This is a genomic window from Urechidicola vernalis (assembly GCF_031846385.1).
GTDB classification, from domain to species: Bacteria; Bacteroidota; Bacteroidia; order Flavobacteriales; family Flavobacteriaceae; genus Urechidicola; species Urechidicola vernalis.
Genome location: NZ_JAVRHV010000007.1, coordinates 81,264 through 107,656, shown reverse-complemented (window position 1 = coordinate 107,656; position 26,393 = coordinate 81,264). Strand labels below are relative to the sequence as shown.

The 26,393-nt window shown below is 33.2% G+C and carries 27 protein-coding genes and 2 tRNA genes; 8 read left to right on the top strand and 21 right to left on the bottom strand.

What is annotated here, in order from left to right; translation table 11 throughout:
• The first annotated feature begins 64 nt into the window (after positions 1–64).
• The 6 genes from RM519_RS12465 to RM519_RS12440 all read left to right on the top strand — a co-directional run bounded on the left by RM519_RS12465 (position 65) and on the right by RM519_RS12440 (position 7,302).
• Positions 65–1,153 (top strand): fatty acid desaturase family protein, encoded by a 1,089-nt coding sequence (locus RM519_RS12465; protein WP_311594149.1) that lies wholly within the window; start codon positions 65–67, stop codon positions 1,151–1,153.
• A gap of 14 nt (positions 1,154–1,167) precedes the next feature.
• Positions 1,168–2,355, top strand: a complete 1,188-nt coding sequence (locus tag RM519_RS12460; protein WP_311594148.1) for a pyridoxal phosphate-dependent aminotransferase — start codon at positions 1,168–1,170, stop codon at positions 2,353–2,355.
• A 158-nt stretch (positions 2,356–2,513) separates the two neighbouring features.
• Positions 2,514–4,562: a thioredoxin domain-containing protein gene (locus tag RM519_RS12455; protein WP_311594147.1), complete on the top strand. Its 2,049-nt coding sequence runs from the start codon at positions 2,514–2,516 to the stop codon at positions 4,560–4,562.
• Positions 4,563–4,587: 25 nt separating this feature from the next.
• Positions 4,588–4,950 carry a DUF1304 domain-containing protein gene (locus RM519_RS12450; protein ID WP_311594146.1) on the top strand — a complete coding sequence of 121 codons (363 nt, stop codon included), beginning with the start codon at positions 4,588–4,590 and terminating at the stop codon, positions 4,948–4,950.
• Positions 4,951–5,040: 90 nt separating this feature from the next.
• Positions 5,041–6,660 carry a sulfatase family protein gene (locus tag RM519_RS12445; RefSeq protein WP_311594145.1) on the top strand — a complete coding sequence of 540 codons (1,620 nt, stop codon included), beginning with the start codon at positions 5,041–5,043 and terminating at the stop codon, positions 6,658–6,660.
• 51 nt (positions 6,661–6,711) lie between these two features.
• Positions 6,712–7,302 carry a peroxiredoxin-like family protein gene (locus RM519_RS12440; protein WP_311594144.1) on the top strand — a complete coding sequence of 197 codons (591 nt, stop codon included), beginning with the start codon at positions 6,712–6,714 and terminating at the stop codon, positions 7,300–7,302.
• On the opposite strand, the gene tsaB is transcribed toward RM519_RS12440, so the two are convergent.
• The 10 genes from tsaB to cyoE form a co-directional block, all read right to left on the bottom strand.
• Entirely contained in the window at positions 7,299–7,976 is a 678-nt protein-coding gene (gene tsaB / locus RM519_RS12435) for a tRNA (adenosine(37)-N6)-threonylcarbamoyltransferase complex dimerization subunit type 1 TsaB (RefSeq protein ID WP_311594143.1), read from the bottom strand. The two genes, RM519_RS12440 and tsaB, sit on opposite strands and share 4 nt — an antisense overlap.
• A gap of 103 nt (positions 7,977–8,079) precedes the next feature.
• The gene (locus RM519_RS12430) at positions 8,080–9,471 is read right to left on the bottom strand and encodes a TolC family protein (RefSeq protein ID WP_311594142.1); all 1,392 of its coding nucleotides are present in this window, start codon (positions 9,469–9,471) and stop codon (positions 8,080–8,082) included.
• A gap of 99 nt (positions 9,472–9,570) precedes the next feature.
• Positions 9,571–9,786 (bottom strand): hypothetical protein, encoded by a 216-nt coding sequence (locus RM519_RS12425; RefSeq protein WP_311594141.1) that lies wholly within the window; start codon positions 9,784–9,786, stop codon positions 9,571–9,573.
• A 1-nt stretch (position 9,787) separates the two neighbouring features.
• The gene (locus RM519_RS12420; protein ID WP_311594140.1) at positions 9,788–10,303 is read right to left on the bottom strand and encodes a DUF420 domain-containing protein; all 516 of its coding nucleotides are present in this window, start codon (positions 10,301–10,303) and stop codon (positions 9,788–9,790) included.
• Positions 10,296–10,937 carry an SCO family protein gene (locus RM519_RS12415; RefSeq protein ID WP_311594139.1) on the bottom strand — a complete coding sequence of 214 codons (642 nt, stop codon included), beginning with the start codon at positions 10,935–10,937 and terminating at the stop codon, positions 10,296–10,298. Before RM519_RS12415 ends, RM519_RS12420 begins: the two co-directional genes overlap by 8 nt.
• Before the next feature lie 4 nt (positions 10,938–10,941).
• Positions 10,942–11,580 (bottom strand): hypothetical protein, encoded by a 639-nt coding sequence (locus RM519_RS12410; protein WP_311594138.1) that lies wholly within the window; start codon positions 11,578–11,580, stop codon positions 10,942–10,944.
• 57 nt (positions 11,581–11,637) lie between these two features.
• Entirely contained in the window at positions 11,638–11,991 is a 354-nt protein-coding gene (locus RM519_RS12405) for a cytochrome C oxidase subunit IV family protein (protein WP_311594137.1), read from the bottom strand.
• 20 nt (positions 11,992–12,011) lie between these two features.
• A complete protein-coding gene (locus tag RM519_RS12400; protein WP_311594136.1) occupies positions 12,012–13,004 on the bottom strand; it encodes a cytochrome c oxidase subunit 3 in 993 nt (330 codons plus the stop codon).
• A gap of 56 nt (positions 13,005–13,060) precedes the next feature.
• Positions 13,061–13,645 (bottom strand): cytochrome c oxidase subunit 3, encoded by a 585-nt coding sequence (locus RM519_RS12395; RefSeq protein WP_311594135.1) that lies wholly within the window; start codon positions 13,643–13,645, stop codon positions 13,061–13,063.
• Positions 13,645–14,544 (bottom strand): heme o synthase, encoded by a 900-nt coding sequence (cyoE, locus tag RM519_RS12390; protein ID WP_311594134.1) that lies wholly within the window; start codon positions 14,542–14,544, stop codon positions 13,645–13,647. The genes RM519_RS12395 and cyoE overlap by 1 nt, the downstream gene beginning before the upstream one ends.
• 232 nt (positions 14,545–14,776) lie before the next feature.
• Here cyoE and RM519_RS12385 point away from each other — a divergent pair.
• Together RM519_RS12385 and RM519_RS12380 are read left to right on the top strand one after the other, a co-directional pair.
• Positions 14,777–14,848, top strand: a tRNA-Gly gene (locus RM519_RS12385).
• Positions 14,849–14,874: 26 nt separating this feature from the next.
• Positions 14,875–14,958 (top strand) — tRNA-Leu (locus tag RM519_RS12380).
• A 374-nt stretch (positions 14,959–15,332) separates the two neighbouring features.
• Here the strand turns inward: RM519_RS12380 and RM519_RS12375 are convergent.
• The 11 genes from RM519_RS12375 to RM519_RS12330 form a co-directional block, all read right to left on the bottom strand.
• Positions 15,333–15,527, bottom strand: a complete 195-nt coding sequence (locus tag RM519_RS12375) for a hypothetical protein (RefSeq protein WP_311594133.1) — start codon at positions 15,525–15,527, stop codon at positions 15,333–15,335.
• Positions 15,528–15,681: 154 nt separating this feature from the next.
• Entirely contained in the window at positions 15,682–17,229 is a 1,548-nt protein-coding gene (locus RM519_RS12370; protein ID WP_311594132.1) for a TlpA family protein disulfide reductase, read from the bottom strand.
• A 152-nt stretch (positions 17,230–17,381) separates the two neighbouring features.
• On the bottom strand, positions 17,382–18,683 hold the full coding sequence (locus tag RM519_RS12365; protein WP_311594131.1) for a TlpA family protein disulfide reductase: 1,302 nt from the start codon (positions 18,681–18,683) through the stop codon (positions 17,382–17,384).
• A 137-nt stretch (positions 18,684–18,820) separates the two neighbouring features.
• A complete protein-coding gene (locus RM519_RS12360; protein ID WP_311594130.1) occupies positions 18,821–19,186 on the bottom strand; it encodes a hypothetical protein in 366 nt (121 codons plus the stop codon).
• Positions 19,187–19,547: 361 nt separating this feature from the next.
• Positions 19,548–20,720 carry a site-specific tyrosine recombinase/integron integrase gene (gene xerA, locus RM519_RS12355; protein ID WP_311594129.1) on the bottom strand — a complete coding sequence of 391 codons (1,173 nt, stop codon included), beginning with the start codon at positions 20,718–20,720 and terminating at the stop codon, positions 19,548–19,550.
• 87 nt (positions 20,721–20,807) lie between these two features.
• A complete protein-coding gene (locus RM519_RS12350; RefSeq protein ID WP_311594128.1) occupies positions 20,808–21,491 on the bottom strand; it encodes a hypothetical protein in 684 nt (227 codons plus the stop codon).
• Positions 21,492–21,683: 192 nt separating this feature from the next.
• Complete coding sequence (locus RM519_RS12345) at positions 21,684–21,959, bottom strand: hypothetical protein (protein WP_311594127.1); 276 nt, start codon at positions 21,957–21,959, stop codon at positions 21,684–21,686.
• An 11-nt stretch (positions 21,960–21,970) separates the two neighbouring features.
• On the bottom strand, positions 21,971–23,440 hold the full coding sequence (locus RM519_RS12340) for a DUF6965 family protein (RefSeq protein WP_311594126.1): 1,470 nt from the start codon (positions 23,438–23,440) through the stop codon (positions 21,971–21,973).
• A gap of 262 nt (positions 23,441–23,702) precedes the next feature.
• Entirely contained in the window at positions 23,703–25,286 is a 1,584-nt protein-coding gene (locus tag RM519_RS12335; protein WP_311594125.1) for a DUF3987 domain-containing protein, read from the bottom strand.
• The gene (locus tag RM519_RS14015; RefSeq protein WP_432280187.1) at positions 25,286–25,477 is read right to left on the bottom strand and encodes a helix-turn-helix domain-containing protein; all 192 of its coding nucleotides are present in this window, start codon (positions 25,475–25,477) and stop codon (positions 25,286–25,288) included. The genes RM519_RS12335 and RM519_RS14015 overlap by 1 nt, the downstream gene beginning before the upstream one ends.
• 227 nt (positions 25,478–25,704) lie before the next feature.
• On the bottom strand, positions 25,705–26,298 hold the full coding sequence (locus tag RM519_RS12330; protein ID WP_311594124.1) for a hypothetical protein: 594 nt from the start codon (positions 26,296–26,298) through the stop codon (positions 25,705–25,707).
• Positions 26,299–26,393: the final 95 nt, after the last annotated feature.

Below are 26,393 nucleotides of genomic sequence, written 5' to 3'. Positions count from 1 at the left end.
ATAAATGTTAGGTCTTTGCAATACTTTTTGATGTAGTTTTGCAGCGATTATAATACCCTTTTAAATGAATGCAATTAAATTTTCGAAAGTAGACAAGGCAAAATTCTTTAGAACATTGAATAAAAGAGTTAACAACTACTTTAAAGAGAACAATATAAAAAGGACAGGAAATTGGAAACTATATAGCAAAGCTATCGTAATGTTTTCTCTATTATTAGTACCTGTTATTTTAATTTTTACCCTAGACTTACCTGTTTGGGCTCAAATATTAGGAATGATTATTACTGGTGTTGGAATGGCTGGTGTTGGAATGAATGTTATGCATGATGCCAACCACGAATCCTTTTCTAGTAAAAAATGGGTGAACAAACTTATGGGATCTAGTATCTACATTTTAGCCGGCAACGACTACAATTGGAAAGTACAACACAATGTTTTACATCACACGTATACTAATATTCAAGGGCACGATGAAGATATTGAAGCCGGAAGAATTATTCGTTTTTCTAAACATGCTAAATGGTACAAAATTCACAAATATCAAAAATACTATTCTTTCTTTTTGTATGGTTTGTTAACTATGAATTGGGCCATTACCACCGATTTTAAGCAAACCTACCAATATTTAAAAAGAAAATTATCCTATGGTAAATTTCCAAACCCAGCTACACAATGGACAAAATTGGTAATTGGAAAAATTATATACTACGCACTTTGGATTGTACTACCTTTATCTTTAGGTTTTGCATGGTACCAAGTCTTAATTGGCTTTTTAATTATGCATTATACTGCAGGGATCATCTTAAGTGTAATTTTCCAACTGGCACACGTAATGCCAAATACGGATATGCCAATGCCCGATCAAGATGGTAATATGAAAAATACATGGGCTATCCATCAATTATATACCACCTCTAATTTTGCACCAAAAAATTGGTTGGTAAAATTCTTTACAGGCGGATTGAATCATCAAGTAGAACATCACTTATTCGCACACATAAGTCATATACATTATGATAAATTAGCGAAGATTGTAAAGGAAACAGCTAAAGAGTTTAGCCTTCCTTACAACGAGTATAAAACGATGTGGGGTGCTGTAGCCGAACATTACAGACAATTAGAGTTCTTAGGAAAAAAACCACAACTAGCATAAATTTTATTTAAACCATGTCACAACATTTATCGGACAGAATCCAAAGTTTACCGGTTTCGGCAACTTTGGCAATGGCGGCGAAAGCGCGCGAATTAAAAGAACAAGGAAAAGATATTATCGGATTAAGTTTAGGTGAACCAGATTTTAACACTCCTGAGTTTATTAAAGATGCCGCGATAAAAGCCATCCAAGATAATTACAATTCTTACACACCTGTAGATGGGTATGGCGAATTGAAAGAAGCAATTTGCAACAAATTTAAACGCGATAATAACCTTGAATACAAACCTAATCAAATTGTTGTATCAACGGGGGCAAAACAATCTATTGCCAATATTGCACAGGTATTGTTAAATCCAGGTGATGAAGTTTTATTACCCGCACCATATTGGGTAAGCTATTCTGCTATTGCAACTTTATGCGAGGCAACATTTGTAGAAATCCCATCTTCAATTGATACAGATTTTAAAATTACTCCTGAACAATTAGAAGCGGCTATTACTCCAAAAACGAAGATGATATTCTTTAATTCTCCTAATAATCCTAGTGGAACAATTTATACGGAGAAAGAATACAAGGCTTTGGCGGTAGTTTTAGAAAAGCACCCAAATATTTTCATTCTTTCAGATGAGATTTATGAGCACATAAATTACGGGACTAAGAATTTTAGTTTTGCTAGAATTCCGAGTATGTATGATAGAACTATTACCGTAAATGGAGTTGCGAAAGCATTTGCAATGACTGGCTGGAGAATTGGATATATCGGTGCTCCAGAATGGATTGCAAAGGCATGTACAAAAATGCAAGGACAAATAACTTCTGGCGCCAATTGTATTGCTCAACGTGCAACAATTGCAGCTCTTGACGCTCCTGTTTCCGAAATAAACTATATGGTTAAAGAGTTTCATAAACGAAGAGATATGATCTTAAAACTATTAGGCGAAATTGAAGGATTTAAATTGAATGTACCTAAAGGTGCTTTTTATGTTTTTCCTGATGTTTCTGCATTTTTTGGCAAAACCTTAAACGGAACTAAAATTAATAATGCTTCAGACTTAGCATTATATATTTTAGAAGAAGCAAATGTAGCAACTGTTACTGGTGAAGCATTTGGAGCTCCAAATTGTATTCGAATTTCTTACGCTGCATCTGAAGAAAACATTAGAACTGCTGTTACAAGAATTAAAGATGTTTTAAACTAGAAACATAATTTTTAACATAGAAAAGGCGTCTTGAAATATCAAGACGCCTTTTGTTTTTTATATATTTGAAAAAAAACATTTTCATGCAATACAAATACCTTGTATTAACTTTTATAATTATCCTATTTTCCAATTGCAAAACGAATTCAAAAGATTCTATGGAACAGCATAAATATACGAACGAATTAATAAATGAAACAAGTCCTTATTTATTACAACATGCCCACAATCCAGTTGATTGGAAACCTTGGAATCAAGAAACACTAGACCTTGCTAAAAAAGAGAATAAATTAATTATTATCTCGGTTGGATATGCAGCCTGCCACTGGTGTCATGTGATGGAACATGAAAGTTTTGAAGATGAAGAAGTTGCCAAGTTAATGAATGAAAACTTTATCAATATTAAAGTTGATAGAGAAGAAAGACCCGATGTGGATCAGGTATATATGAATGCTGTGCAATTAATGACTGGTAAAGGTGGCTGGCCATTGAATTGTATTACATTACCAGACGGTAGACCAATTTTTGGAGGCACTTATTTCCAAAAAGAGCAATGGATGAACGCATTAAAGCAATTGTCTGACCTTTATACAAACAAGCCAGAAACAGCCATTGAATATGCAGAAAAATTAACCGAAGGTGTCCAAAATTCAGAATTAATTGAATTGAATACTGATGAGGCTATTTTTTCAACTCATGAAATTAAAGACGCCATAACCAATTGGAAAACTACATTAGATTTCAATTTAGGAGGTAATAATACGGCACCAAAATTTCCAATGCCAACCAATTACTCCTATTTACTACGCTATGGATTTCAAGCAAAGGATCAACAAATTTCGGACTATACCAATACTACTTTAAGCAAAATGGCCTTTGGAGGAATATATGATCAAATAGGCGGTGGTTTTGCACGCTATTCTGTAGATGCAAAATGGCACGTACCACATTTTGAAAAAATGCTATATGATAATGGACAATTGGTAAGTTTATATGCAGATGCCTTTTTATTAACTAAAAATCCACTTTATAAAGAAACTGTTGTTGAAACGCTTCAATTTGTTGAGCGCGAATTAATGAATGACAATGGTGGGTTTTATTCTTCTTTAGACGCCGATAGTAATAACACTTCAGGTGAATTAGAAGAAGGTGCTTTTTATGTATGGACCAAAACTGAAATACAAAAATTACTTGGTAACGACTATGAATTATTCCAAGATTATTACAATGTAAACGACTATGGCTATTGGGAACATGATAATTATGTCCTAATCCGAAATGAATCTGATAAAGCGTTTTCTCAAAAACATAACATCTCAATAATTGAACTAAAGAACACAGTAGTTGAATGGAAAAAATTACTGTTCGAAGAACGTTCAAAAAGAGACAAACCAAGGTTAGATGATAAAATATTAACTTCATGGAACGCCTTAATGTTAAAGGGATATATAGATGCTTATAAGGTATTTGACAAGAAACATTATTTAAACGTTGCATTAAAAAACGCACACTTTTTAGTTGCTAATCAATTACGAGAAGATGGTGGATTAAATCACAATTACAAAGACGGAAAAAGTACCATCAATGGATATTTAGAGGATTACTCAACTTTGATTGATGCATTTATCTCCTTGTATGAAGTTACATTAGATGAGCAATGGCTAAACACATCCAAACAATTAGCAGATTACACTTTTGATCATTTCTTTGATGATACAAGTGGTATGTTTTTCTTTACTTCTGATGAGGATCAAAACCTTATTGCACGTAAAATGGAGGTATCGGACAATGTCATACCTGCATCAAACTCAATTATGGCCAGAAACCTTGCCAAACTAAGTCATTATTATTCAAATAAGCACTACTTAAAAACAAGTAAGCAAATGTTGAATAATATAAAAGAAAGCATGATTGAATACCCTAGTGGCTATTCTAATTGGTTACAGTTGGCAAGTGATTTTTCCAGTAGTTATTATGAAATTGCAATTTCTGGGCCAGAATCTCTTTACAAATTAAAACAAATTAATCAAGTCTATATTCCTAATAAATTAATTGCAGGTTCTATTGGAGAAAGTGATGTACCACTCATGGAAGGTAGATTTAACGACGATGAAACTTTAATTTATATTTGTGTTGATGGTGCTTGTAAATTGCCAGAAGAAACTACTGAAAGAGCACTGGAACAAATGAGTTTCTATTTTGAGTAATAACTATTAAAAACCCGTTTAACGAATGTACTACATTTTTATTTTTCTAACCACTTTAGTTGCCTTTTTGCATATCTATTTTATGATTTTGGAAATGTTTTTATGGACCAAACCCAAAGGCTTAAAAACTTTTGGTCTCAATAAAGAATTTGCAGAGCAAAGCAAAGTCCTTGCGGCTAATCAAGGTTTATACAATGGTTTTCTAGCAGTGGGATTACTTTGGGGAGTTGTATCTACCTACTATCATGTTATTCCATTCTTTTTAACCTGTATTATAATTGCAGGAATCTATGGAGCTTATTCTACTAAAAAAATATCTTTGTTCTATGTGCAGTCAATACCCGCAATTCTGGCCTTAATTTCATTTATAATTTATACATTCTTTTAAAGCTTACTTTTACTACCTCTGTAAAGACCTCTGTTTACCCCATTGCTTCATGAGTGTTTTTGTAAAATGCCTTCTAACAAATATGAAATTATGAAAAATATTGGATTACTAGTTGTTCTAACTATCACCTTTTCTGCTTGCCGTAAAAATGCAGCTACATCTGAAAAAAAACGGCCGAATATTCTTTTTATAATGTCTGATGATCATGCGTACCAAGCCATTAGTACATACAGTAATAAATTAATCGAAACTCCGAATATAGATAGGTTAGCGAATGAGGGAATTAAATTTAACAATGCCTGTGTTACCAACTCTATTTGCGCTCCATCCAGAGCAACAATTTTAACAGGAAAACACACACATATTAATGGTAAAATAGACAATAGGCAGTCCAATCCATTCGACACTTCCAATGTTACATTTCCACAACTATTTCAAAAAGCAGGTTATGAAACTGCTATGTACGGAAAATTGCATTTTGGAAACAACCCAAAAGGTGTAGATGATTTTATGATTTTACCGGGTCAAGGAAATTATATTAACCCAAAGTTTATTACTCCAAAAGGAGATACTACCATTACTGGATATGTTACCGATGTCATCACAGATTTAACCCTTAATTGGCTTAAGGAAAAACGCAATCCAGAAAAACCGTTTATGATGATGTATTTGCATAAAGCACCACATAGACCTTGGTGGCCGAGTCCTGAGAAAATGGCGGAGTTCTCCCAAAAAACATTTCCAGAACCAGAAACCTTATTTGATGATTATAGCAATAGAGGCACAGCTGCGAAAACTGCTGAGATGAATTTGTTAAACCATATGAAGTATGGGCATGATTCTAAAATAAGGCCAGAAACTATTGAGGAAATGGGCGGTGTTTCACCTAAAGTCACTCCGTTTATGTGGGGTGGCGTAGATGGTTTCTCTGGCCCATACAACAGAGCAAATGCTGAACAAAAAGCGAAATACAAGCCAACACTTGATAAAATTAATCATGATTTTAAGACGAATTGGCCTACTATGACCGACAAAGAAAAAATGCAATGGAAATACCAGCGCTATATGCAAGATTACCTAGGCACAATTTCTTCAGTTGATGATAATGTAGGACGTGTTTTGGATTATTTAGACGAGAGTGGATTGGCAGAAAATACCATTGTAATTTACACTTCTGATCAAGGATTTTATCTAGGTGAACATGGCTGGTTTGACAAACGATTCATTTACGATGAATCCTTTAAAACACCTCTTTTAATTCGTTGGCCAAATGAAATTAAGCCCGGCACAACAAGTGAAGAAATGGTTCAGAATTTAGATTTTGCACAAACATTTTTAGAAGCAGCCGGAATTGCTGCTCCGAATGATATGCAAGGTGAAAGCCTAATTCCTTTATTAAAAGGTGATATAGAAAAGTGGGATAGAGATGCTGTGTATTATCACTACTACGAGTATCCGGCGGTTCATATGGTCAAAAGACATTATGGAATTGTAACCGTTGAATACAAACTTGCTCACTTTTACCATGATGTGGATGAATGGGAATTGTATGATCGTTTGAAAGACCCGAATGAACTAAACAATGTATATGACAATCCCGCATATGCAGAGGTAGTGTTAGATCTTAAAAAAAGACTTAAAGACCTTAGAATTAAGTATAAAGATTCAGAAGCGTTAGATCAACATTATATTGATCAATTAAAAGAATAAAATAGTGTAAGTTTTAAAGTTTAATCGGACTATTAATTCAAAATTTTAACAATGAGACACATACTAACCTTATCACTTTTCTTAAGCAGTTTTATAATTAATGCGCAGGTTTTTGAAGATGCAACCCAGATTGAACCTTTAAAAATAGGTGCAACTATTCCCGCCGTTGAAGTGACTTCTTATCTTGGAAAAAGTAAATCAATTTCGAAAATTGTTTCGGAGCAAAAAACAGTGTTGGTGTTTTTTAGAGGAGGTTGGTGTCCTTATTGTAACAAGCATTTGGCAGCTGTTGGTGCAATTCAAGATCAAATATCGGAATTAGGATATCAAGTTATTGCGATTAGTCCTGATAGTCCAGAAAAATTGAGCGAAAACATAGATAAGAATAGTTTGAAATATGAATTGTATTCTGATGCTTCAACAGAATTGATGCAAGCAATGGGGCTTGCTATTACGGCTCCGGAAAGGTATTCAAATATGTTGTTAGATTTTTCTGATGACAAAAATTCGGATGTAATTCCGGTTCCAGCTGTCTATATTTTAAATACAAACGGAAAAGTATTATATAATTATGTCAATCCTAATTATAAAGAACGCCTAGAGGAAGACGAATTATTAGAAGCATTAAATAAATTTAATTAAACTTTCTTTTTAGAGGGAGTAACCAAAAAATCCTTTAGATAATAAGGTTCGAAATAAGCAACGTCTTCGAATTGATTTTCCAAATATTTCGCATTTGAAATAGAGGCCATCTCGCGGGCAGAAGGAAATTTATGTTGAATGAAATTTGCATTGCTATTTTTAATCAATTCTTTTGTTTTTGCAACACCGTCACCGATAAAATAAACAGGCTTTTCAATTAAATAACGCTCAAATGAAAATTCATCAAGCACCTGTGCTTGTACTTCTCGAATTGCATTAAAATTAACATCAAAAATGGCACTATAAACCTCCATTCTTCTCGCATCCAACATTGGAATTATATATCCGTTTTCAGTTTGAACTTGCATAGCAAGACCTTGAAGTGTATTTACCGATATTAATGGGATGTCTAAAGCAAAACAAAGCCCTTTAGCGGCAGAAACCCCAATTCTTAGGCCAGTGTAGGATCCAGGTCCTTTACTTACTGCTACGGCCTCTAAGTCCGAAAAACTTTTGTTCGTTACATCTAAAACCTCTTGAATAAAAACATGTAATTTTTCGGCATGTGAATAATTTCCATCATTTAATTCTTTAATGGCAATTAACTCACCATTTTCTGAAAGTGAAACTGAACAATTTTTAGTGGAAGTTTCTATGTTTAATATTAAAGCCAACGTATTTTGTTTTGATTGCGCAAATATAACGAATTACAAAAAAAAACGTTCAACAACCATAATAGTCGTTGAACGCCTTCATTTTCTTTTTCAGTATGTTGATTTAATTGAAGGTAATACCTTGTGCTACAATTGGAATTCCATAATAGAATTCTAATAATTTCGATTTAAACACAAAATTATATTTTGCTCTTAACAGTGAAGATTCAGCGTTGATTTTACGCGTTCTAATTTGTTCAAATTCAAAAGAGGTCATCGCTCCTAAATCAAAACTTTGCTGTGCATTGTCAAATGCAGCATTTTGTGCTATCAAAGATGCCTCAGATGCAATAAATTGATTTAAGGCAGCTTTTGCATCCGTAAATGCCGTTTCTACATTCGTTCTTAAATCTTGTTTCTCTTGCTCTAATCTATATTCTGCTTTTCTTTGATTTACAATAGCTCGGTTAACACTAGACTTTGTTCTAAAACCGTTAAAAACCGGAATAGATAAATTGAAGCCCATATTATAACCCATATTGTTATCTAATTGCGTCCAAAAACTGTTGTCAATTACAATTGGATTTCCTGGGTTTAATGGGTCATCAATTATAATTTCATCACTTTTACCTTGACGGTGTTGATAAGATGTTCCTAAACCTGCTCCAAAAGTTAAAGTTGGGTAATAGTTTCCTTTTGCCAAATCAATACTTAATTCTGAATTTTCAATATCAAGTTCTGCTCTTTTTATTTCTGGTCTATCAATTACAGCTACGTTAAATATTTCATCAGAATTTTGGTATTTTAAATTTGCATCAGGAATTTCAACAGAAACATCAGCAATATCAAAACCAACAGGAGAAATCATTAACAACTGTGCCAACCCTAATTTTGCCAATTCAATACTATTTTCTGCATTGACAATCGCTTCGTTATCGCTAGCTAATTGCGCCTGAACACTAAATAAATCTGCCTTCGCTCTTACGCCAGAATTTACCAATTCTTCAATTTGATCTATTTGCTTCTGCGTAATTTCAGCTTGTTCTTTTGCTATCCTTAAGTTTTCTTTATTAAATAAGATATTTAAATAGCTGTTTGCAACCATAACAGATATATTATCTTCTAATATATCTAATTGCAATCTACTCGATTCTAACCCTAAATCTGCTTGTTTCTTTACATTTAAATTTTGAAACCCGTTAAAAATAGTTACACCAGTATTTAATCCGAATGAATTACCTCTAGTATCACTCGAAATCTGTGTTCCAAATTGACCGATATAGGTTCCGAAATTATATCTGTGAGATGCAGAAGCATTTAATCCTTGAAAATAATTCATTTTTCTAGAATTGATATCTTCAACAGCTAAGAGTGTATCTAATACAGTTTGTTTAACTTGAATGTTATTCTCTATTGCGTAATTAACGCATTCAATAAGATTCCATTTTTTAGTTTGAGCATTGGCCGAAATGGCTATTGTAAGAAATGCTACGACTACAAAAAATTTTGTTTTCATAAGATATTTTAAGTTTGCTTAGTCAGTACTTTTGAATTAATCTACTGATATGACGAACAAAACTACAATATGTTACAAAAATGAAATCTTATTATAGTGTTAATTTTTTGATTTGAATTTATAACGGTAAATAAAGTACAGTAATCCGCCTACAAGAATGTACGGAAATGCCATCAAATACATAATGCCGTCATTCAACCCTTCAGCCACTTCAGTATCTCCACTTTCCACTACAGCCTTACACATAGCACATTGAGCTGATGATTCGACAACAACAAATAGAGAAAACATAAATATGAGTATGCGTTTTTTCATTTTAATAATAAGGTGAAATCATTAAATACACCACAACTCCAGTAACCGCCACATACAACCAAAGCGGAAATGTAAATTTCGCTATTTTTTTATGTGCGTCAAACTTCCCTAACAATCCTCTTACATAGGTAACCAACACAAATGGAATTACAACTACAGACAAAACAATATGGCTAATTAAAATGACCAAGTATAGATTTCTATATGCGCCTTGATAGGATGTAGAATCTGAAGTCATATGGTATAATACATACAAAACCAAAAACAACACTGAAAGTGAAATTGCAACATTAATTAAACGTTCGTGTAATTTTCTATTTCCTTTTTTTATAGCAACCACAGCAAAAACTAAAAGTACTGCTGTCAAGGCATTAGTTGACGCATAAATTGGAGGTAAAAACACCGGTAACTCAACATCAATCTTAATTCCAAACAAAGCAGCAACTGCCAATGGTAAAACAATAGACAAAATTGTAATTATTCTATTGTATTTCTTTTCTTTACTTAGATTACTCATTTAGTAAAATTTTAATATCCTCTTTCAATTCTTTTATTTGATCTTCAAATTCGTTCTCCTTTAATGCTCTATAGTACATTATCGGGTTTCCATCTTTATCATACCTAGATCTTATGTAACCGTTTTTATCTACTAAAGCGAATAAGCCAGAATGCTCAAAACCACCAACTTCTTCTCCTGCAATCCCAGCAAATAATTTAAATCCATTATTAGATAAATCGTACACAACCTCTTTTGGCTTCCCAGTTAACATGTGCCAATTTGGACTATTAACACCGTACTCCTTTGCATAAGCATTTAAAACTTCGGGTGTATCATAATCTGGATTGATTGATACTGAAGCAACTCCAAAATTCGGGTTTCCAAAAAACTCATTTTGAACTTCAATCATCTTTTTGTTCATAATAGGGCAAATGGTCGGGCATGTAGTAAAGAAAAATTCCAATACATACACTTTACCATTATACGTTTGGTTGGTTACTGTTTTATTATGCTGATCTACAAACTCAAAGTTTGGAACCTTAGAGAAGGTATGTAGCTCTACTTTTTTAAAGTTGTCTACAATTTTAGGAACGGCATAAATTCCAAAAATCAAAATAATAAACGCAACACCTATATAAGATTTATTCTTCATGATCTTAAATTTCTCTTTTTCTACGTTGCTCCTTCTCCATCGACTTTTTTAATTGGTAGTAAATCACTTCAATATCCTTACGCATTTTATTCTTTAAAATGGCAACAGAGTTCATATCATATCCATATAACTTACCATCCGCTGTATCTTCATCATCTTTACGACCTCTCAAGCGCAATTCTGTGTCTACTATAAACGCATAATCAGAACCGAAATTTTCATTCAACGTAAATGGCGTATTGAAGCTGTTAAAAACAGTTACCAATTCTTCTTTATTTGTTGAAATGAACTTCCATTTACTTGCGTCTGCGTAGGTTGCTAATCGACGCTCCAATTCTTGAAGCTCTTCTTCAATTCCTTCTGGAATAACCACCACAACTTGAAATTGTTTTTTACCATGGTAACGTTTGTATATGGTTTCATTCAAGTTAAATAATTTTCCCTTCGACGATTCTAAATCATCACCTAAAAAACAAACTACAGAATAATGATCCTTAAATTGAGTATCTCCTTTCAACTCCACCACATTTTTAGATAAAATTGGAAGATTTGCGTAATGATAAATTCCCTTAGAAAGGAACATATAGAATAGTAATGGAACTATAAACAATGTTGACAGTACAATTATTTTCTTTTTTTGCATAGTATGTATCAAAAAAAAGGTGGAATGAACCACCTTTATATTTTATAAATTATTCTATTAATAATCCCATTTTAAATGTGGTGTCATTACCTCATTTAAATAACTTCCTTCTATTAATAAAAGCGTTGCTAAGTATATAATTAGAAAAATACTTGTCCAAACAACCGATCTTCTCAGCCATTTCTTTTCATCTTTCATATGCATAAAATACCAAGTAATTCCGTATGCTTTTACCAATGTTAAGATTAAGAAGATCCAATTTAATGGACTTGTTCCTAAAAATGAAGTTAAGTGTAATGAAGCAGGCTTTATGATTCCTAAAATTACCTCAACAACTGTTACAATTGATAAGAAAATAAATACTTTCCAAATTAATGCTACGTGATTATGTTCGTGTGCGTCGTGTGCCATTTTTTCTTAATTATTTTGAATTATACCAAGTAGAAGAATGTGAATACAAATACCCAAACTAAATCTACAAAGTGCCAATATAAACCTACTTTTTCTACCATTTCGTAACTCTTACGCTTCTCATAGGTACCCATAATTACGTTAAAGAAAATAATGATATTAAATACAATTCCAGAGAATACGTGGAAACCGTGGAAACCTGTAATAAAGAAGAAGAAATCTGCAAATAAAGTATTTCCATATTCATTCACTTCTAAATTAGCTCCGGTAACAACTTGCTTCCCTTGTGCCAAAAATCTTGTTGCATCCTCTCTAGATAAGATTTGCTTTTTCTTAGCAGTCATATCCATTTGCTCTGTTCTAATAGTTACATTAGAGTTTTTCGCAAATGCATCTTGTACCTCAGCAATAGTATATGCAGGTAAAGATCCTTCTTTGGTGAACCAAAGTCCGTTATCGCTTTGATGTTGTGCTCTGTCTGAATGTTGTCTTTCAATTGGAAAATCTTCACTACCAATAGCAATTTGCTTACCTGTTTCTGCATTTACAAATTGTAAGATTTTTCCGTCGTACATTTGAACTGCACCATAAGAACCTTTGATAAAAGTTTTCCATTCCCAAGCTTGAGAACCAACGAAAATAGCACCTCCAATAATAGTTGCAAACATATACCATGCAACCTTGTTCTTTTGCATTTTATGTCCTGCATCAACCGCTAAAACCATTGTTACAGAAGAAAAGATAAGTACAAAGGTCATAAATGCCACATAGTACATAGGAAATTCTCCATGGAAAAATGGAACGTGGGTAAATACCTCATCGGCAATTGGCCACGTTTCTAAAAATTTAAATCGCATTGCACCATAGGCAATAATAAAACCAGAAAATGTTAAGGCATCAGACAAAATGAAGAACCACATCATCATTTTACCATAACTCGACTCAAATGGTTTTTTCTCCGTTTTATCGTCGTCCCAAGAGTGGTGATCTGAACTTGCAGCAGTCGCTCCCATATTAAAGTATAAAATTTATTTTAGTTTTTTGAATGGCCAAATTTACGCATTTTATATCATCTAATAAAATAGAAAAATAAAAAGAGTAAGACCCATAAAATATCTACAAAATGCCAAAAGATGCCACCTAACTCTAAGCCAAGTGTTTCCGTAGCATTGTAGCGCTTTTTAAAATGATTATAAATAACAACACCGAGCACAATAAAGCCAGCCATAACATGCAATAAATGGGCAAATGAAATGACCATTAATAAAGACGCTGAAACTTGACTTCCGGCACCAGCCAAATATAGCCCTGCTGCTTTTAACTGATTAAAGCCTTCTAATTGATAAACAGCAAATCCTATTCCCAATAAAAGTGCTCCAATTAAGAATACAGAAGTTAACGTTCTGTTGTTTTGTTTGATGCTTCTTTTTGCCATCATATAAGACAAACTACTCAATACTATTAATAATGTACTGGTATATAATGCAGATGGCAATTCAAATGAAACCCAATCTTCACGTTTACTACTTATAATATATGCACTTGTCAATCCAATAAACATCATGGTCATACTTACCATAGATATCCACAACATTGGTTTGGCCGATTTTTGCTTAGCTGCCTTATATTCTAATTCCAAATTCCTATTCTCCATTAATGTAAAAATTTATCTATTACGTAAATGATTTGTATTAAGGTAATATATAATACACTCGACAACATTAATTGTCTTGCCACTTTATCTGATTGTTCTTTATATAGTTTTACACCGTAATACAACATTAAGCCTCCTAATAAGGCAATAATAACAGCCGTAATTGGGTAAATCCAAAACTCACCGGTTTGCTTAAACACAGGCAATATTGAAACCAATATCATAACAATGGTGTATAAAATAATTTGTTTTACTGCTCCTCGATCCTTTTTACCCATTGGCAACATATTAAATCCGGCCTTTTTATATTCATCATGCTGTAACCAACCAATTGCCCAAAAGTGAGGAAATTGCCAAAAGAACTGAATTAAAAATAAAGTTCCAGGCTCTATGGAAAAATCGTTTGTTGCGGCTACCCATCCAAGCATAAAAGGAATCGCTCCTGGAATAGCACCTACAAAAACTGTTAAAGGCGTAACCGACTTTAATGGTGTATAAGCACAAGTATATAAGAATATTGAAACGGCACCAAATAATGCACATTTCGGGTTGATATAATATAAGATTCCAATTCCTAATATGGTAAAAACAGTAGCAATAGTTAGGGCAAAATTAACAGACATTCTTCCAGTAGGAATTGGTCTATTCATGGTGCGCTTCATCAAAGCATCTGTATCTTTTTCTATAATCTGATTAAATGCATTCGATGCACCTACCATAAAGTAACCTCCAATGGTTAATAAAACAAGAATTGTATAATTTATCGATTCCGTTGCTAACAAATAACCAGCAACAGAAGAAAACACCACACTAATCGACAAACCAACTTTTGTAAGTTGTTTAAAATCACTTATAAATGATGATGCAATAGGTTGATTTGATATAGATTCTGACTCCAATCTGACGGTTCTTTTAAAATCGGTGCAAAGATATTTTTTTCTTCCCGAATAACCATCAGAAATTAACAGAACTTACACCGCTTTAAACAACTGATTTACAGTAACTAATTCTATCAAAGAAATTGAGGCATGAATTAATTCTAATTTTTTAAAAAAAAAGCTTTGCAATTCTATAAAATGTTTTAAATTTGCCACCCGTTTGAGTAACAAATGGAAGTTCATTAAAATGACTGCGAAAGTAGCTCAGGGGTAGAGCATCACCTTGCCAAGGTGGGGGTCGCGGGTTCAAATCCCGTCTTTCGCTCTACAACCTATATAAAATACCAATATGCTGAAGTGGTGGAATTGGTAGACACGCCGGACTTAAAATCCTGTGCTCTTTGGGGCGTGCGGGTTCAAGTCCCGCCTTCAGTACTAAAAGCCTTCTTAATCCTTTGATTTTGAAGGCTTTTTTGGTCTTACTGATTATTTTTTGGACGGTATTTGAACGTTTTATTGCATTTGAACTCGTTTTCACTTCTAATCTGGTAGTTTAATTACTGTCTAAATGGTGCTTTTCCTATGTTAGTCTTTATTACTAAAAACGGGGTTTAAACCCAACGCGGGAGTTAAAACAAATGGAACACCCACCTCTAAACAGAAATTGAGTAAAAAATTAAAATACGTTTTGGAATACGTTTTAAACAGCACCCCGTACCCTTTTCAAAAGTCGTTTCCATTTTGAGAAATTCGGCTTCGGATGTATATATAGAATCAGCCCAAAAAATATGCGCGGTATTTTTTTTAGCCTAAATTGAGTTTGGAATATCAGGCAGATATTTATCTAAGGTCTTACCCGTTTTAAAACTTCTTACCTCAACAATCTTATTTGAATCAATATCATATACCAGCTCCACATAAAATTTGTTGATACCATATAGTGACAAGTACTCTAATTCGTTCTTCGAAGGCTTATTTTCAATAAAGACTCCATCCTTCCACACCGTTGCTTGTTTGGCTTTAAAACTTAGAACGTTAATTCGTATAGAGTCATTTCTTTTAGTTGATTAAAGTAGGCTGTAGCAGCCGCAGTAGTTGATGTGATTTCATATTACTTAGAATGCCACAATGAATTATAGCCATTGTTGGCAACTGGCTTTATTTTTCCGTTATTAATTTATTCAATTGTTCTTTAGCTCCTTGACCAGGTCGATTAGCAAATCCGTTGACTAACTCTCCATTTGGACTGTAAATCAGATAATGTGGAATTGTTTTAATACCCAAATCTTCGATAACTTTTGATACATTTCCATTTTCTATAAAATAATTTTGACTACTTAAAATTCCGTTTACTTCAACTGCCTTTTTCCAGTTTTCATTTTTATCATTAAGACTTAAATAAATGAACTCGATATTTTTCTCTTTTAATTCTTTTTTGAGTTTATTGGATTCTGGCATTGTTTTTCTGCAAGGTGCACACCAACTTGCCCAAAAGTCAATATAAAGCCATTTCCCTTTATTATTTTCTAAAAGATTGCGATAAGTTAGAGAGTCGTTTTTCAAACTTGTCAGAACCAATTCATTCGATTTATTGAAATCAAGTTTATAGTCTTTTTTCAGTTTGTCTAGCTGTTCTATGCTTGTAGTGCTTTCCTGAAGTTTCTTAAAATATTCTTCCTTGTCTTTTACCCTAAAATTTTGACCTATTCCATTGTAAGCGTCGAATAATAGGAAATTTTTTGCAGTCTGATTAAATCTTTTGTCTTTTAAGATTGAGTCAAATCTTATTCTTGAATCAATGTAAAATCCACCAGAACTTCCATTATTTTCTTCGATGAAATTTAAATTATATTGAGAAATGTTATTCAAGTAGTTTCGAAAGAACGAAAATTTCATTAAAGAATCTGTTTCTGATAAGTCAAACCCAAAAACTTGTTCAATAGCTTCTTTATTCCTAAAAGATTTTTTTTGTTCTAACCATTTTTTAATATTCTTTAGATTTTTATGCTTTTCCATTAACATATTCAGGGCATCCTTACGATAGAGATAGTTTGTTTGAGAAATTAAATTATTGTTTTTTAAAGAATCTAAAAGTTTAACCTCTTTTGTAAAATCCAGCTTTGCTTGATTGTAATAATCAATAGATTTCCACTCGTAATCTTCAATATTCTCATTTAAAAACATATTGCCAAAAATTAGATAATAACTGGTGTATTTATTGTCAAATAATTTTTTGAGTCGATAACTATTGTAATTAAGTTCTATGTCGCTTACCTCTCTATTAGTAATTTTTGCTTTTGGAATATTATGTTCGTAGTTAAATATAATTGTGTCTCCATTTTTGACTAAAAAAGTTTCTTTTATTGAGGTAAAAAAGTTGTTTGTGGATAATTCTAGGTAGTCATTGTGGGTTTCTATGGTAATTGTATCTGATACATTTGGTTTTGGTCTCCAAGTTTGAACATTGTTCATATAGTCTAAATATGCGAAACCATTGTTATTCGAGAATGCTTTTGGTCCTAAACTATCTTTTAACTTTTTTCCAACGCTATCTTGTTTAATTAAATGAATGAATTTATTCGGTGCATTTACTGAAATAAGAACAATTTTATTTGGCTTCGTTTGTTCAGTTACAATTTTCTCATTTTCGTTTTTACAAGAGACAAAAGTTAAAATCAGAAGTAATATGTTTAATGCGTATTTCATTTTTCAGCTTGTTGTCAACGTGTTTGTATACGGTTTGTTGCGTGGTTAATCACGTAATTTAGCAAATAAAAACCGAATAGAAAATCCGAGAGGATTTTCGTAAGTAGGCTAGAACTAGCAATAAATTATATACGGTGTTGTGCCCAGTAATTTTATTTGAATTTTGAGTTTAAAAAATCCTTTAACCCTAAATAATTATCTCCACCGCCACAAGTTCGATATAAAATATTCAAGTCGGAATCCATAACAATAAAAGTAGGGTAGCATTCAATTCTTAAGCCGCCAATAATTGGTGATGACATAGCTCCAGATTTCGGTTTTCCTTTTATTATTCCATTGTACCAATTCATTTGATTGGCTTTGGAATAATCCAATACGGGTTTTGGGTCCAATTCAAATGCTAAACTCGCAAATTGAATATGGTCACTAAACTTTTGATGTAAATTGACCAATTCAGGAGTCAGTTCTTTGCACGGTGCGCACCATGTGCCCCAAAAGTCTAGTAATAGAAACCCTTTCTCCTTTGCTAAATCTTTAAGGGTTGTAGAGTCTCCATTTAAGTCATTAATCACATAGTTTTTTGAAATCTCATTTGTTCTGAACCCGTAAATGTCATTTACATTGTTAATTTCATTTATTACTAACTTTGGAGGATAAAAAGACAAACTGTCTATTCTAAAATACTTATCATCAAACTTTACAGTATCTTTTAGTTTATAATTTGCAAATAATTGATGATTTCGAGGATAAAAGTTAGTATTCGCTTTTTTAAAAATGATTTCATTTCCGAATATTCCTTTATTTACACCTACGCCATATTCATTATTGTTGTTCTCTTTAAATGTTCCGAACAAAAAGTCGTGTTTTAAAGCTGCTAATTGTAAACTATGTTTGAATTTTTCTTTTTCAGTTTCATTCTTGTAAGTATTAAAATTCGGAGCAGGTAAAAATTGGAGAAATGTTTGTTGCTTGTATAATTTGCCTTTCCAAAGTTTTACAACTTTGATGCTCTTGATGTTGAATGAGTCACGGTAGTTTTCATTGTTTGTAATATCTTTGCTAAATTCTACTAATTCGTCATCATTAAAGTTTTTGTTGCAATTGAGGTCTATAATAAAATATTGTTTGCCTTGGTTGAAACCACTCAACACATAAATTTTGGTTATTACTGAATCAGCAGTTTCTTTTTTTAATATTCCTTCTTTTATTGCATTTTTCAAATCCCTTAAACTAACAGTATTCAAACTCATTACAAAAGAACTGTCCTTATTAATAATTCCTTTGAAATCATATTGTGTAGAATCCAAATATCTTAAAGGAAACATTGTCTTGCGAAATGGATTGTCAGTAGTACTAACTTTTAATTCGGTTGTTATTTGGGAAAGGGCTTTTTCTTTTTTGACGCAAGAAATTAAAATCAGCAATACCCCTAGTAAGAATATGTTAGTTTTCATTCATTGGTTTTTTGTTTTATTGGGGGCAACGGTTAGGCTATGATTTCGTTGTGGAAAATGTCGGAGACTTTTCCGCTATAGAAATCAGCCGATTGGTTTGTTAAATTTATTATTTTTTGTTCAAATGCCACGATGAATTATAGCCATTGTTGGGCACTGGCTTTTTTTATTTTTAGTTGATATATTATTCCGAAAATTAATCCGACTATTCCACCAAGGTAACTGAAATTATGCATTGTTCCAGCAATCAAAAAACTTTTTCGGTCAGTTAATTCCGCTGGAAGATTCCAATTAGCGTTTATGTTAGAGATTATAAACTTTCCAACTAAAATTCCCGCGATTCCGATTCCTATTGCAATTCCCAATGTCCGAATTATTGCTCCGAGAGAACCTTTCCACATAATTTTGCTATTCGCTTGTAAAAGTCCAACTACGCCTATAATGACACCAATTAAAAGTCCGAACCACCAAGTTGACGCTATTCCGATTAATCCTGCACTCATGCGAGGAAAGTCAAGCATATATTTAACTGACCAAAATTGTTCAAATTTAAATTTAGTAAAATATTCAGTCGAGATTGAGTAGGAGATTTGATTGTGCAAGAACCCATAAATCGAAGCAAGAATTGTCGAGATAAACACAATGATTATTAAAAGTCCTATTTTTTTCGCCATTTGATTTTTTCCGCTTGTGCCCAACTCGTTATAAGTTTATATTTTATGCGTTTATCCCTATCTAATTTACGGGATAACGTTAGTTTTTACTTGTTTTATCCCTTTGCGTTTATTTGGTATAATCGGTAGGAACTATTCATTTCAAATATAATAACCTAGAATTATATTTGAAATCATTATTGTTATTATTTTACTTTAAATATTTATTAGAATCGTTTTCACCCGTTTTCTTGGTTGCGTAATTCTTTACAGCCACATCAAGCGGATTAGAAATGGTCATTAGACTCTTATTCGATACGTGTGTGTATATCATTGTTGTTTCTGGTCTTGAATGCCCTAGCAGTTCTTGAATTAGCCTTATATCTGTACCGTGTTCTAATAGGTGTGTAGCATAACTGTGGCGGAGACAGTGTGGGGTCACCCTTTTTTTGATTCCAGCCGATTCCGCAGACTTCTTCAGAAATAATCGTACACTTCCAGCCGTGTATTTAACCGATGGCTTTCCTTCTACAAAATACTTCTTAGGCTCATAAGTATTTACATAATTCAACAAAAGTGGTTTGAAACTTTCGGCAAGAGAAACATACCTGTCTTTTCTTCCTTTTGAATTTCTAACAAAGACCTGAAAGCGATTAATATCAATATCTTTTAACTCTAAGTTTATCAGTTCTCCAATTCTCATTCCAGATGAATACAGAAACGCTATAATGGCTCTATGTTTTAGATTCTTGGTGCAGCGAATTAAATTGATAACCTCATCTTGAGACAATACTACTGGCAATTTTTTTGATTTATGAGGTCTTGTCAATGTTAGTTGGTCAATCTTACATTCGGGATAGAAAACAGCAAAGAGTTTAATCGCACTAATGAGTAGTCTTTGGGAACTAATACTATATTTATTAGGAGCAAATACATCTTCAATAAACATTTCCACATCTCGGTTTTCTAAGTCTTTTAATGGCTTTTTGCCAACATATTCAATGAAATCAGCAACGTATGTAAAATATGTTTTTACGGTGCTTTCTCCGTATCTTTTTCCTTGTAAATATTTAACAAAAGAGCGAATTACTTTTTTGTTTGGTTCAGATATATCTCTTGGTTTTCGTATTGGTTTTGGAACTAGTTTCTTGTAAATAGAATCATCAATCTTAATAATGGCTATAGTTGCCAATTCCTGCTGAGTACGATTCAAATTCTCATTGGAAAATATGCAGACCCAGCCGCGGTTGGATTTACTCCATTTAAAGCCTCCTAAATTCCTAATCCTAGAAATTATTGGTTCATCATATTTAAAAGTAACTAGTAGTTTTACTTGATTCCCATGTAGAATCTTTCCGAGTGTAACGGTTATTTTAGTATTCATAGCAACTCAAAAATACGAATAAATATTTATTGGCGCTATTTCAGGAGCGGCTGCGGTAGTGAATTTAATCTAAGATAAATATAGTAGTTATTCCCATCGGTTCTGGTCTTTAAGTAATTCCCTCATCTCTTCCATTATTGCTCTTGCCGTGCTTCTATATGTATTCGTGTCTTTTCTAAAAATAGGATTGTGCTGTGGACAATTAGGGATAGACTTTTCTCCCGAAAGTAATTCGTGGTAGTTTCTAACTAGATTCTTAGCCTTTATAGACAACATAAAAACACAGCCGCGAGTCCTTGCTGGAACGGAAGATAACTTTACAATGTAATCCTCTTGAATCAACCTGTTAAGACGCTTATAACCCCAAGAACAGGGAAAGCGCCTAATATCCTTTCTTGTAAAGTAGTTTATTGGGTAAAGATACAAGAGCAATTCAATGTCCTCAAATTTTAAGTTGTACTTGTTTTGTAAGTATATTCGTACTACACCTAGATACTGCAAATAGTTGTAATTGACCTCAACGATTAATTCCTTTTTGTACTTCTTGGATTTTGAACGTTTCAGTATATAATTCTTTTCTAATTGGGCTTTAGTTTCTTCCGAAAAGGAATCGTTGAAGGGCATAGTACTAGGTTTGTATAAAGATACCGCAAAATGAACAGAACTAATAATTAACCCTTGAATTTTCCCATCAAAAAACGACTCCAAATATCGCTTGGAAGGTGCACTTCGACTAAGATACGGAATTGGTGCTGGAGATGGAATCAACACCTGTCTTGTGTGCGCGAATTAATTATTTAGCTCTTAATATTATCATTCTTTTTAATGGAATTTGATTTAGCCTCCTTTGCCACAAGTTTATTTATCCCATCTAACATTTCAAGCCATGCTCTTTTCTGCTTTTATTTATTGGGTTTTGTTTAAATACCACCCTAAGAATATAAGCTCTAGGGTGGCTTTGGATTAGTTTTTTTTATCTAAAGTTTTTAAAAGAAATGTGCCGAATAAGTTTTCTTTGAGCGCTTTAACGTCGCTCTCTTCAAACTCCACTATTAATCCCTTATCGAAATACTTCTTACTTTTCGTTGGCTCATCAATCTGAAGAGTGTATCTTCCGTTTTCATCGTCTTGACTCAACGATATTGCGCCACCATTCCATTTTTCTCTTCTTTTTTTAAAATGGTCTTGGTCAGTTTTTGGCAGGTTTTTGAACTTTGTTTTAAACTTTATTATTTTCATTATATTTAGATTTATGTAGCATCTGCTACGGTTAATATTCTTTTTAGTTGGTGTAATCTGTTGAGGTACGGTTTAAAGATTAAGTTTCCATTATTTCTTTTAATATATTTTAGGTTTACAGTTATAAATGATTTAGCATCTGTCACCGTGGTAGCGGTTTCTAATTTTATAGGTGTTGTTGGAAGCGTTGTGTTATTCAAGAAGGTTTCAAGCTCTAAAATGTCTTTTTCCCAAGTAATAATTTCTTTTTCTTGGGGCGCGTCGAATGCTTCTAATTGGGTAGAATCCTCCTCATTTAGAGTTTTAGTTGTAGTCTCTTTTTGCTTCTCATTTTTGAGAAGCGAGTTATAAACTTGAGTATTGATAGACTCACCCTCAACTTTAAGGAGGGGTCTTTCCCTTGGTTGTTCTTGGTCGTTTGTACAATCCGACGATTCAATTTTGGGCGGTGAGATTTTAACTGCTGTATGAACCGTAGAGTCCTTTCTGAATTTTCTCCAATCTAATTTTATTAGAAAGTCTGCAATATCCTTACCTTGTGTTCTATCATGTTTTGGGGCAAGGGTTTCAATTAAATCAGCGACTATAAACTGAGTCCCTTCTATAGCCTTTTCAAACTCTTTTGCTTTCTCACTCCACAACTCGAACGTTTTCCCATATTCTGATAAGTCGGGATATACAAGTACATTTCTTCCTTGTAGTACTTTACTTTTTTTAAGGGTAAAACCACCTAGGCTATATGTTGCCAACCATAGAAAGTCGCTATCTGTTTTTGGGAGTCCAAAGTATAGCGTACCGTAAAAGGCTGATTTCGGTGCTTCAACAAGGATAATAGGATTTCTTGGATATTGCTTTAAAAGATGCTCTCCAAAATAACAATCAATCTTCGACTCTTGTTTGTTGTAATCTATCAACCATTTCGGAATTGGTTTACCGTTGTTTTTTAATTGATATTCAAGTTTAGTGTGTAGAAAACTCGTTTTAACAGTAGAGTTATTGTTGTCGAATTGTTTTATTTGGATAGTTCTTATGTTGCCGTTCGCATTGATAAAAGGAAACGCAGTCCCTCCGTACATATATCCCTTTCCAACCGTTCCCACGAAATACAATTCAATTATCTTATTAATAACGGTAAAAGGGAAAGGATAAGGTGCGCTCGTAGCTAGGTACTGTATAAAGGTGTTTTTATCATATCCCTTCAACGTATCAATCAAAACCTCCTTTGGAATATTCACGGATGGTGGAATAACTCTCGGCTTCTTACTAACGACTCTAGGAATTAATTCGTCTTTGAAATCTCCTCTCGATGGTATTACCCACTCTCTACACTTAGAAGCGTTGTCGCAACGCCCATATTGTTCGGGTAGCACCTCTCCAGTTTCAACATTATAATAACGTTGCCAATGGTCTTTTTTGTGGCACTTTGGACACTGTAATTTCTTGAATTTATTTGATGCTAAAGAGAATAAGAAATCTTCCATATTAATTTTGTTTAGGAGGTGTGGCATAATTGACATTATTGGCGTTTTGTTCTTAACTACAGCTTACAACCATTATTAAGACTATGATTGTGATAATTTTAAAAGTGCCAACAAAGTGCCAATAGTGCCAACCTTGTTTTTGTGTTTTGTTTGAATGTGCCAATAATGCCAACAAAGTGCCAATCGAAATCGTTCTGCAACCTTTGTTACGACTGGATAGTGTCAATAATGCCAATAATGCCACGCTATTATTTATATATCTCTAAAAGAGTTTCTCATATTGCCCATGACTTATAAAGGAAAAGAGTTCTTTTTCTTTAATAAACCTGCTGTAAGTCCTTGATTTGATATTTAAACTTTCGGCAATGACCATTCCTTCTCCAGTTGAAAAGAATTGGGGTAGTTTATCGTACAGTTGTTGCTTTACAAATGGCAAGTCTCCTAAAGGATTTTCGGTTTGGATTAAATCGTTTACTTTGATAGCGGACTTAATAAAATATTCGGCAAATTTTATTGCTCCCTCTACCGCAGGTAGTTCTACAATTGTATTTCCTCCGCTCCCTGTTGCCCAATGTAACATTTGAAGTATTAAGGAGAATCGCATTGCGTAAGGTTCTATTTTTGCATAAATCCCTTTAAGAGTTACATCATTAGTCGCATTGCTTAAATCTGTAATCTTCTGTTGCCATTCGTAGATGCGGTCTTTGGCTTCTGTAGTAAAGAATAGTTCTTTAGGCTTTACATTGTTATTCTTATCATACGGCACTTTTAACTCAAGTAAGTGGTTTATGGTGGTCTCCCATAATGCAATTGTTTTAGGATTTATTTTCACCTCGCTCCAATACTCCTTTTTAAGATTTTCTGGAATTACAAATAAGAGTCTATCCATAAACCCATTTTCCGTTCTGTCTTTTGCCATTTCTTTCAAAACTCCATGCTGAATTGTTCCCGCTACAGATATGAATGGGTTCGGTATAAAAATAGGTTCACTCGACTTACGATTTACTCGTATTGGTGTTCCGCTCCAAACACTTAACCAAAACTGCTCCTCGCTTCCTTTACTATATCTATTGAAATTCTTGAACCACCCCGCAAGTTCGTCACTGTAAACTCCTAAACCTTTCGTGTTGTGACTGTGTATATCCACTAAGGCTTCGGGTGTAAAATCCGAGACAATAGATTGTTGCCATACTGGAGGGTCAAATTTTTCCTCTAACTCTTTCGCTTCTTTTTTTGAACCTTTCTGAATATTCTCATACTCCTTTTTTCTTTCTAAATATTCTTTGAAACTTGCTCCGTCTTTATTCTGAAGAGGTCTCAATGCAAACGTTAAAGGGTGGCTCTTATTGACTCCTCTTTGACCAATTAGGGCTAAGTAAAGAGTAGCGTTTTGAGTGTAGATGCCGTTGCTAACTGCGAAGGAATTACCTATAGCAACGGAGGCTGCAAAAAGCATTGATGCACCTGTATAATCGACAGAATAGTTTAGGCTCACATTTGTCTCCTTAATAATATGTTGAATGGTCTTTGGGAAAATCTCGATAGGGAATAAATTTTCCTTGTCTTTAAACTTATCTCTTGCTCTGTCTGTCTCATCAATAAAACTCTTTGAATCGTTTAGTGTGTTGAGGTTAAAGGTTGGTTCTGCATCACTACTTGCGGATTCTACCTCTTCAAGATGCGGTTCAAAAAAATTATCTTCTGCCATTTTTGGTGCTTCTACATGACCCTTAAAGAATTGCAGTTGTCCGTTATTTTCCGTAACTTGTAGATTCGGAGTGGTCGCCGAGTTTACAACTTTTTCAGGGGTACTTTTAGCGGAGTGCCCTTTGTCTTGCTTTTTCATTACGTAGATTTTTGGATTACCTCAACTACACTATTTTCAATATCTTCAATACGAAATAAAACTCTTGACCCAAATTTCCTACTCTTTATACCTCCTGAACGAACTCTTCTGTTCAATGTACTCTGTGAGATTCTAAGTATCTTTGCTGTCTCTGGTACAGTATAGTAGATTTTCTCTTTTTGTATTTCCATGATATACCGTTTTAATTATTAAATTCATAACTAACCATTCATGGTTAAGCCTAGGCAAAGGAAATCAACAATACTCAATAATGCAGTAAGATAGAATTACGCAACTCAGTACTCTATAGAAATGATTTTGTCATTAAAAGAGTAAAATGAAACAGTTTATTACATCAAATAATAAAAAACAAACCTATTTCGGTGAATAGACCCAATAAATGCGTATTCAAAAAGGATTAAATATTTTTATTGTCACTATATATTCTGTCCAAGTATGAATCTTTAAATTTTGGTGAGAAAAGTTCTTTAAACAATTTCTTTAGTTGCAAAGGGGATATGGATGTGTGCTTTTCCAATTGCCTCCATATCGGAATTACTTCTTTAAGTCCCTTTGAGGAATCATCAATAAGAGGCAACCTTGGTTGTGAGTCCAATAGTATTAATTTATTCAAAAAATCTCTAATACTTTTGCTCCTTCTCAATGGCTTCTCCTCTGGAATTGGTTTCCCCATAGCTAGAAGAATAGCGTTAACATCTATTGTTTTATTCTCAGCGGGAGTTCCAAAATGGGCATCAATAAGAACCCGCAAATAATTAATAAAAATGCTAAGAGGTATCTCAATTTTTTCTAATTGATTAATTGTGCTATCAACTCTATATTTTCGTGATTTTTTTCCACGAAAGCATTGATTTACAACTTTGATTTGACTCTTAGTATCAAAAAAAGGTGTTAGGATATTTGTGAGAGAATTTTCAATATTCTCTTTCAATTTTAGAAATTGGATTTCTTGATTGCTTTCGTTTATAGAGGTGGATTTCATTGAGGACATAAAACAGTTTTTAAATTTTATTAAAATACTATCTTTTAAAGAATTAAACAATATTCTACAATCAATCAAAAGAGGAATATACGTATAATACAAAA

What these genes read in the sequence shown, in the direction of transcription:
- RM519_RS12460 (WP_311594148.1), top strand. Translation starts at nt 1,168, where the DNA reads ATGTCACAACATTTATCGGACAGAATCCAAAGTTTACCGGTTTCGGCA.
- RM519_RS12445 (WP_311594145.1), top strand. Translation starts at nt 5,041, where the DNA reads ATGAAAAATATTGGATTACTAGTTGTTCTAACTATCACCTTTTCTGCT.
- RM519_RS12330 (WP_311594124.1), bottom strand. Translation starts at nt 26,298, where the DNA reads ATGTCCTCAATGAAATCCACCTCTATAAACGAAAGCAATCAAGAAATC.
- RM519_RS12415 (WP_311594139.1), bottom strand. Translation starts at nt 10,937, where the DNA reads ATGAAGAATAAATCTTATATAGGTGTTGCGTTTATTATTTTGATTTTT.
- RM519_RS12335 (WP_311594125.1), bottom strand. Translation starts at nt 25,286, where the DNA reads ATGAAAAAGCAAGACAAAGGGCACTCCGCTAAAAGTACCCCTGAAAAA.
- RM519_RS12365 (WP_311594131.1), bottom strand. Translation starts at nt 18,683, where the DNA reads ATGAAAACTAACATATTCTTACTAGGGGTATTGCTGATTTTAATTTCT.
- RM519_RS12360 (WP_311594130.1), bottom strand. Translation starts at nt 19,186, where the DNA reads ATGAGTGCAGGATTAATCGGAATAGCGTCAACTTGGTGGTTCGGACTT.
- RM519_RS12465 (WP_311594149.1), top strand. Translation starts at nt 65, where the DNA reads ATGAATGCAATTAAATTTTCGAAAGTAGACAAGGCAAAATTCTTTAGA.
- RM519_RS12395 (WP_311594135.1), bottom strand. Translation starts at nt 13,645, where the DNA reads ATGGAGAATAGGAATTTGGAATTAGAATATAAGGCAGCTAAGCAAAAA.
- RM519_RS12450 (WP_311594146.1), top strand. Translation starts at nt 4,588, where the DNA reads ATGTACTACATTTTTATTTTTCTAACCACTTTAGTTGCCTTTTTGCAT.
- RM519_RS12420 (WP_311594140.1), bottom strand. Translation starts at nt 10,303, where the DNA reads ATGAGTAATCTAAGTAAAGAAAAGAAATACAATAGAATAATTACAATT.
- RM519_RS14015 (WP_432280187.1), bottom strand. Translation starts at nt 25,477, where the DNA reads ATGGAAATACAAAAAGAGAAAATCTACTATACTGTACCAGAGACAGCA.
- RM519_RS12455 (WP_311594147.1), top strand. Translation starts at nt 2,514, where the DNA reads ATGGAACAGCATAAATATACGAACGAATTAATAAATGAAACAAGTCCT.
- RM519_RS12370 (WP_311594132.1), bottom strand. Translation starts at nt 17,229, where the DNA reads ATGAAATACGCATTAAACATATTACTTCTGATTTTAACTTTTGTCTCT.
- RM519_RS12400 (WP_311594136.1), bottom strand. Translation starts at nt 13,004, where the DNA reads ATGGGAGCGACTGCTGCAAGTTCAGATCACCACTCTTGGGACGACGAT.
- RM519_RS12430 (WP_311594142.1), bottom strand. Translation starts at nt 9,471, where the DNA reads ATGAAAACAAAATTTTTTGTAGTCGTAGCATTTCTTACAATAGCCATT.
- xerA (WP_311594129.1), bottom strand. Translation starts at nt 20,720, where the DNA reads ATGAATACTAAAATAACCGTTACACTCGGAAAGATTCTACATGGGAAT.
- RM519_RS12425 (WP_311594141.1), bottom strand. Translation starts at nt 9,786, where the DNA reads ATGAAAAAACGCATACTCATATTTATGTTTTCTCTATTTGTTGTTGTC.
- RM519_RS12410 (WP_311594138.1), bottom strand. Translation starts at nt 11,580, where the DNA reads ATGCAAAAAAAGAAAATAATTGTACTGTCAACATTGTTTATAGTTCCA.
- RM519_RS12340 (WP_311594126.1), bottom strand. Translation starts at nt 23,440, where the DNA reads ATGGAAGATTTCTTATTCTCTTTAGCATCAAATAAATTCAAGAAATTA.
- RM519_RS12405 (WP_311594137.1), bottom strand. Translation starts at nt 11,991, where the DNA reads ATGGCACACGACGCACACGAACATAATCACGTAGCATTAATTTGGAAA.
- RM519_RS12345 (WP_311594127.1), bottom strand. Translation starts at nt 21,959, where the DNA reads ATGAAAATAATAAAGTTTAAAACAAAGTTCAAAAACCTGCCAAAAACT.
- RM519_RS12440 (WP_311594144.1), top strand. Translation starts at nt 6,712, where the DNA reads ATGAGACACATACTAACCTTATCACTTTTCTTAAGCAGTTTTATAATT.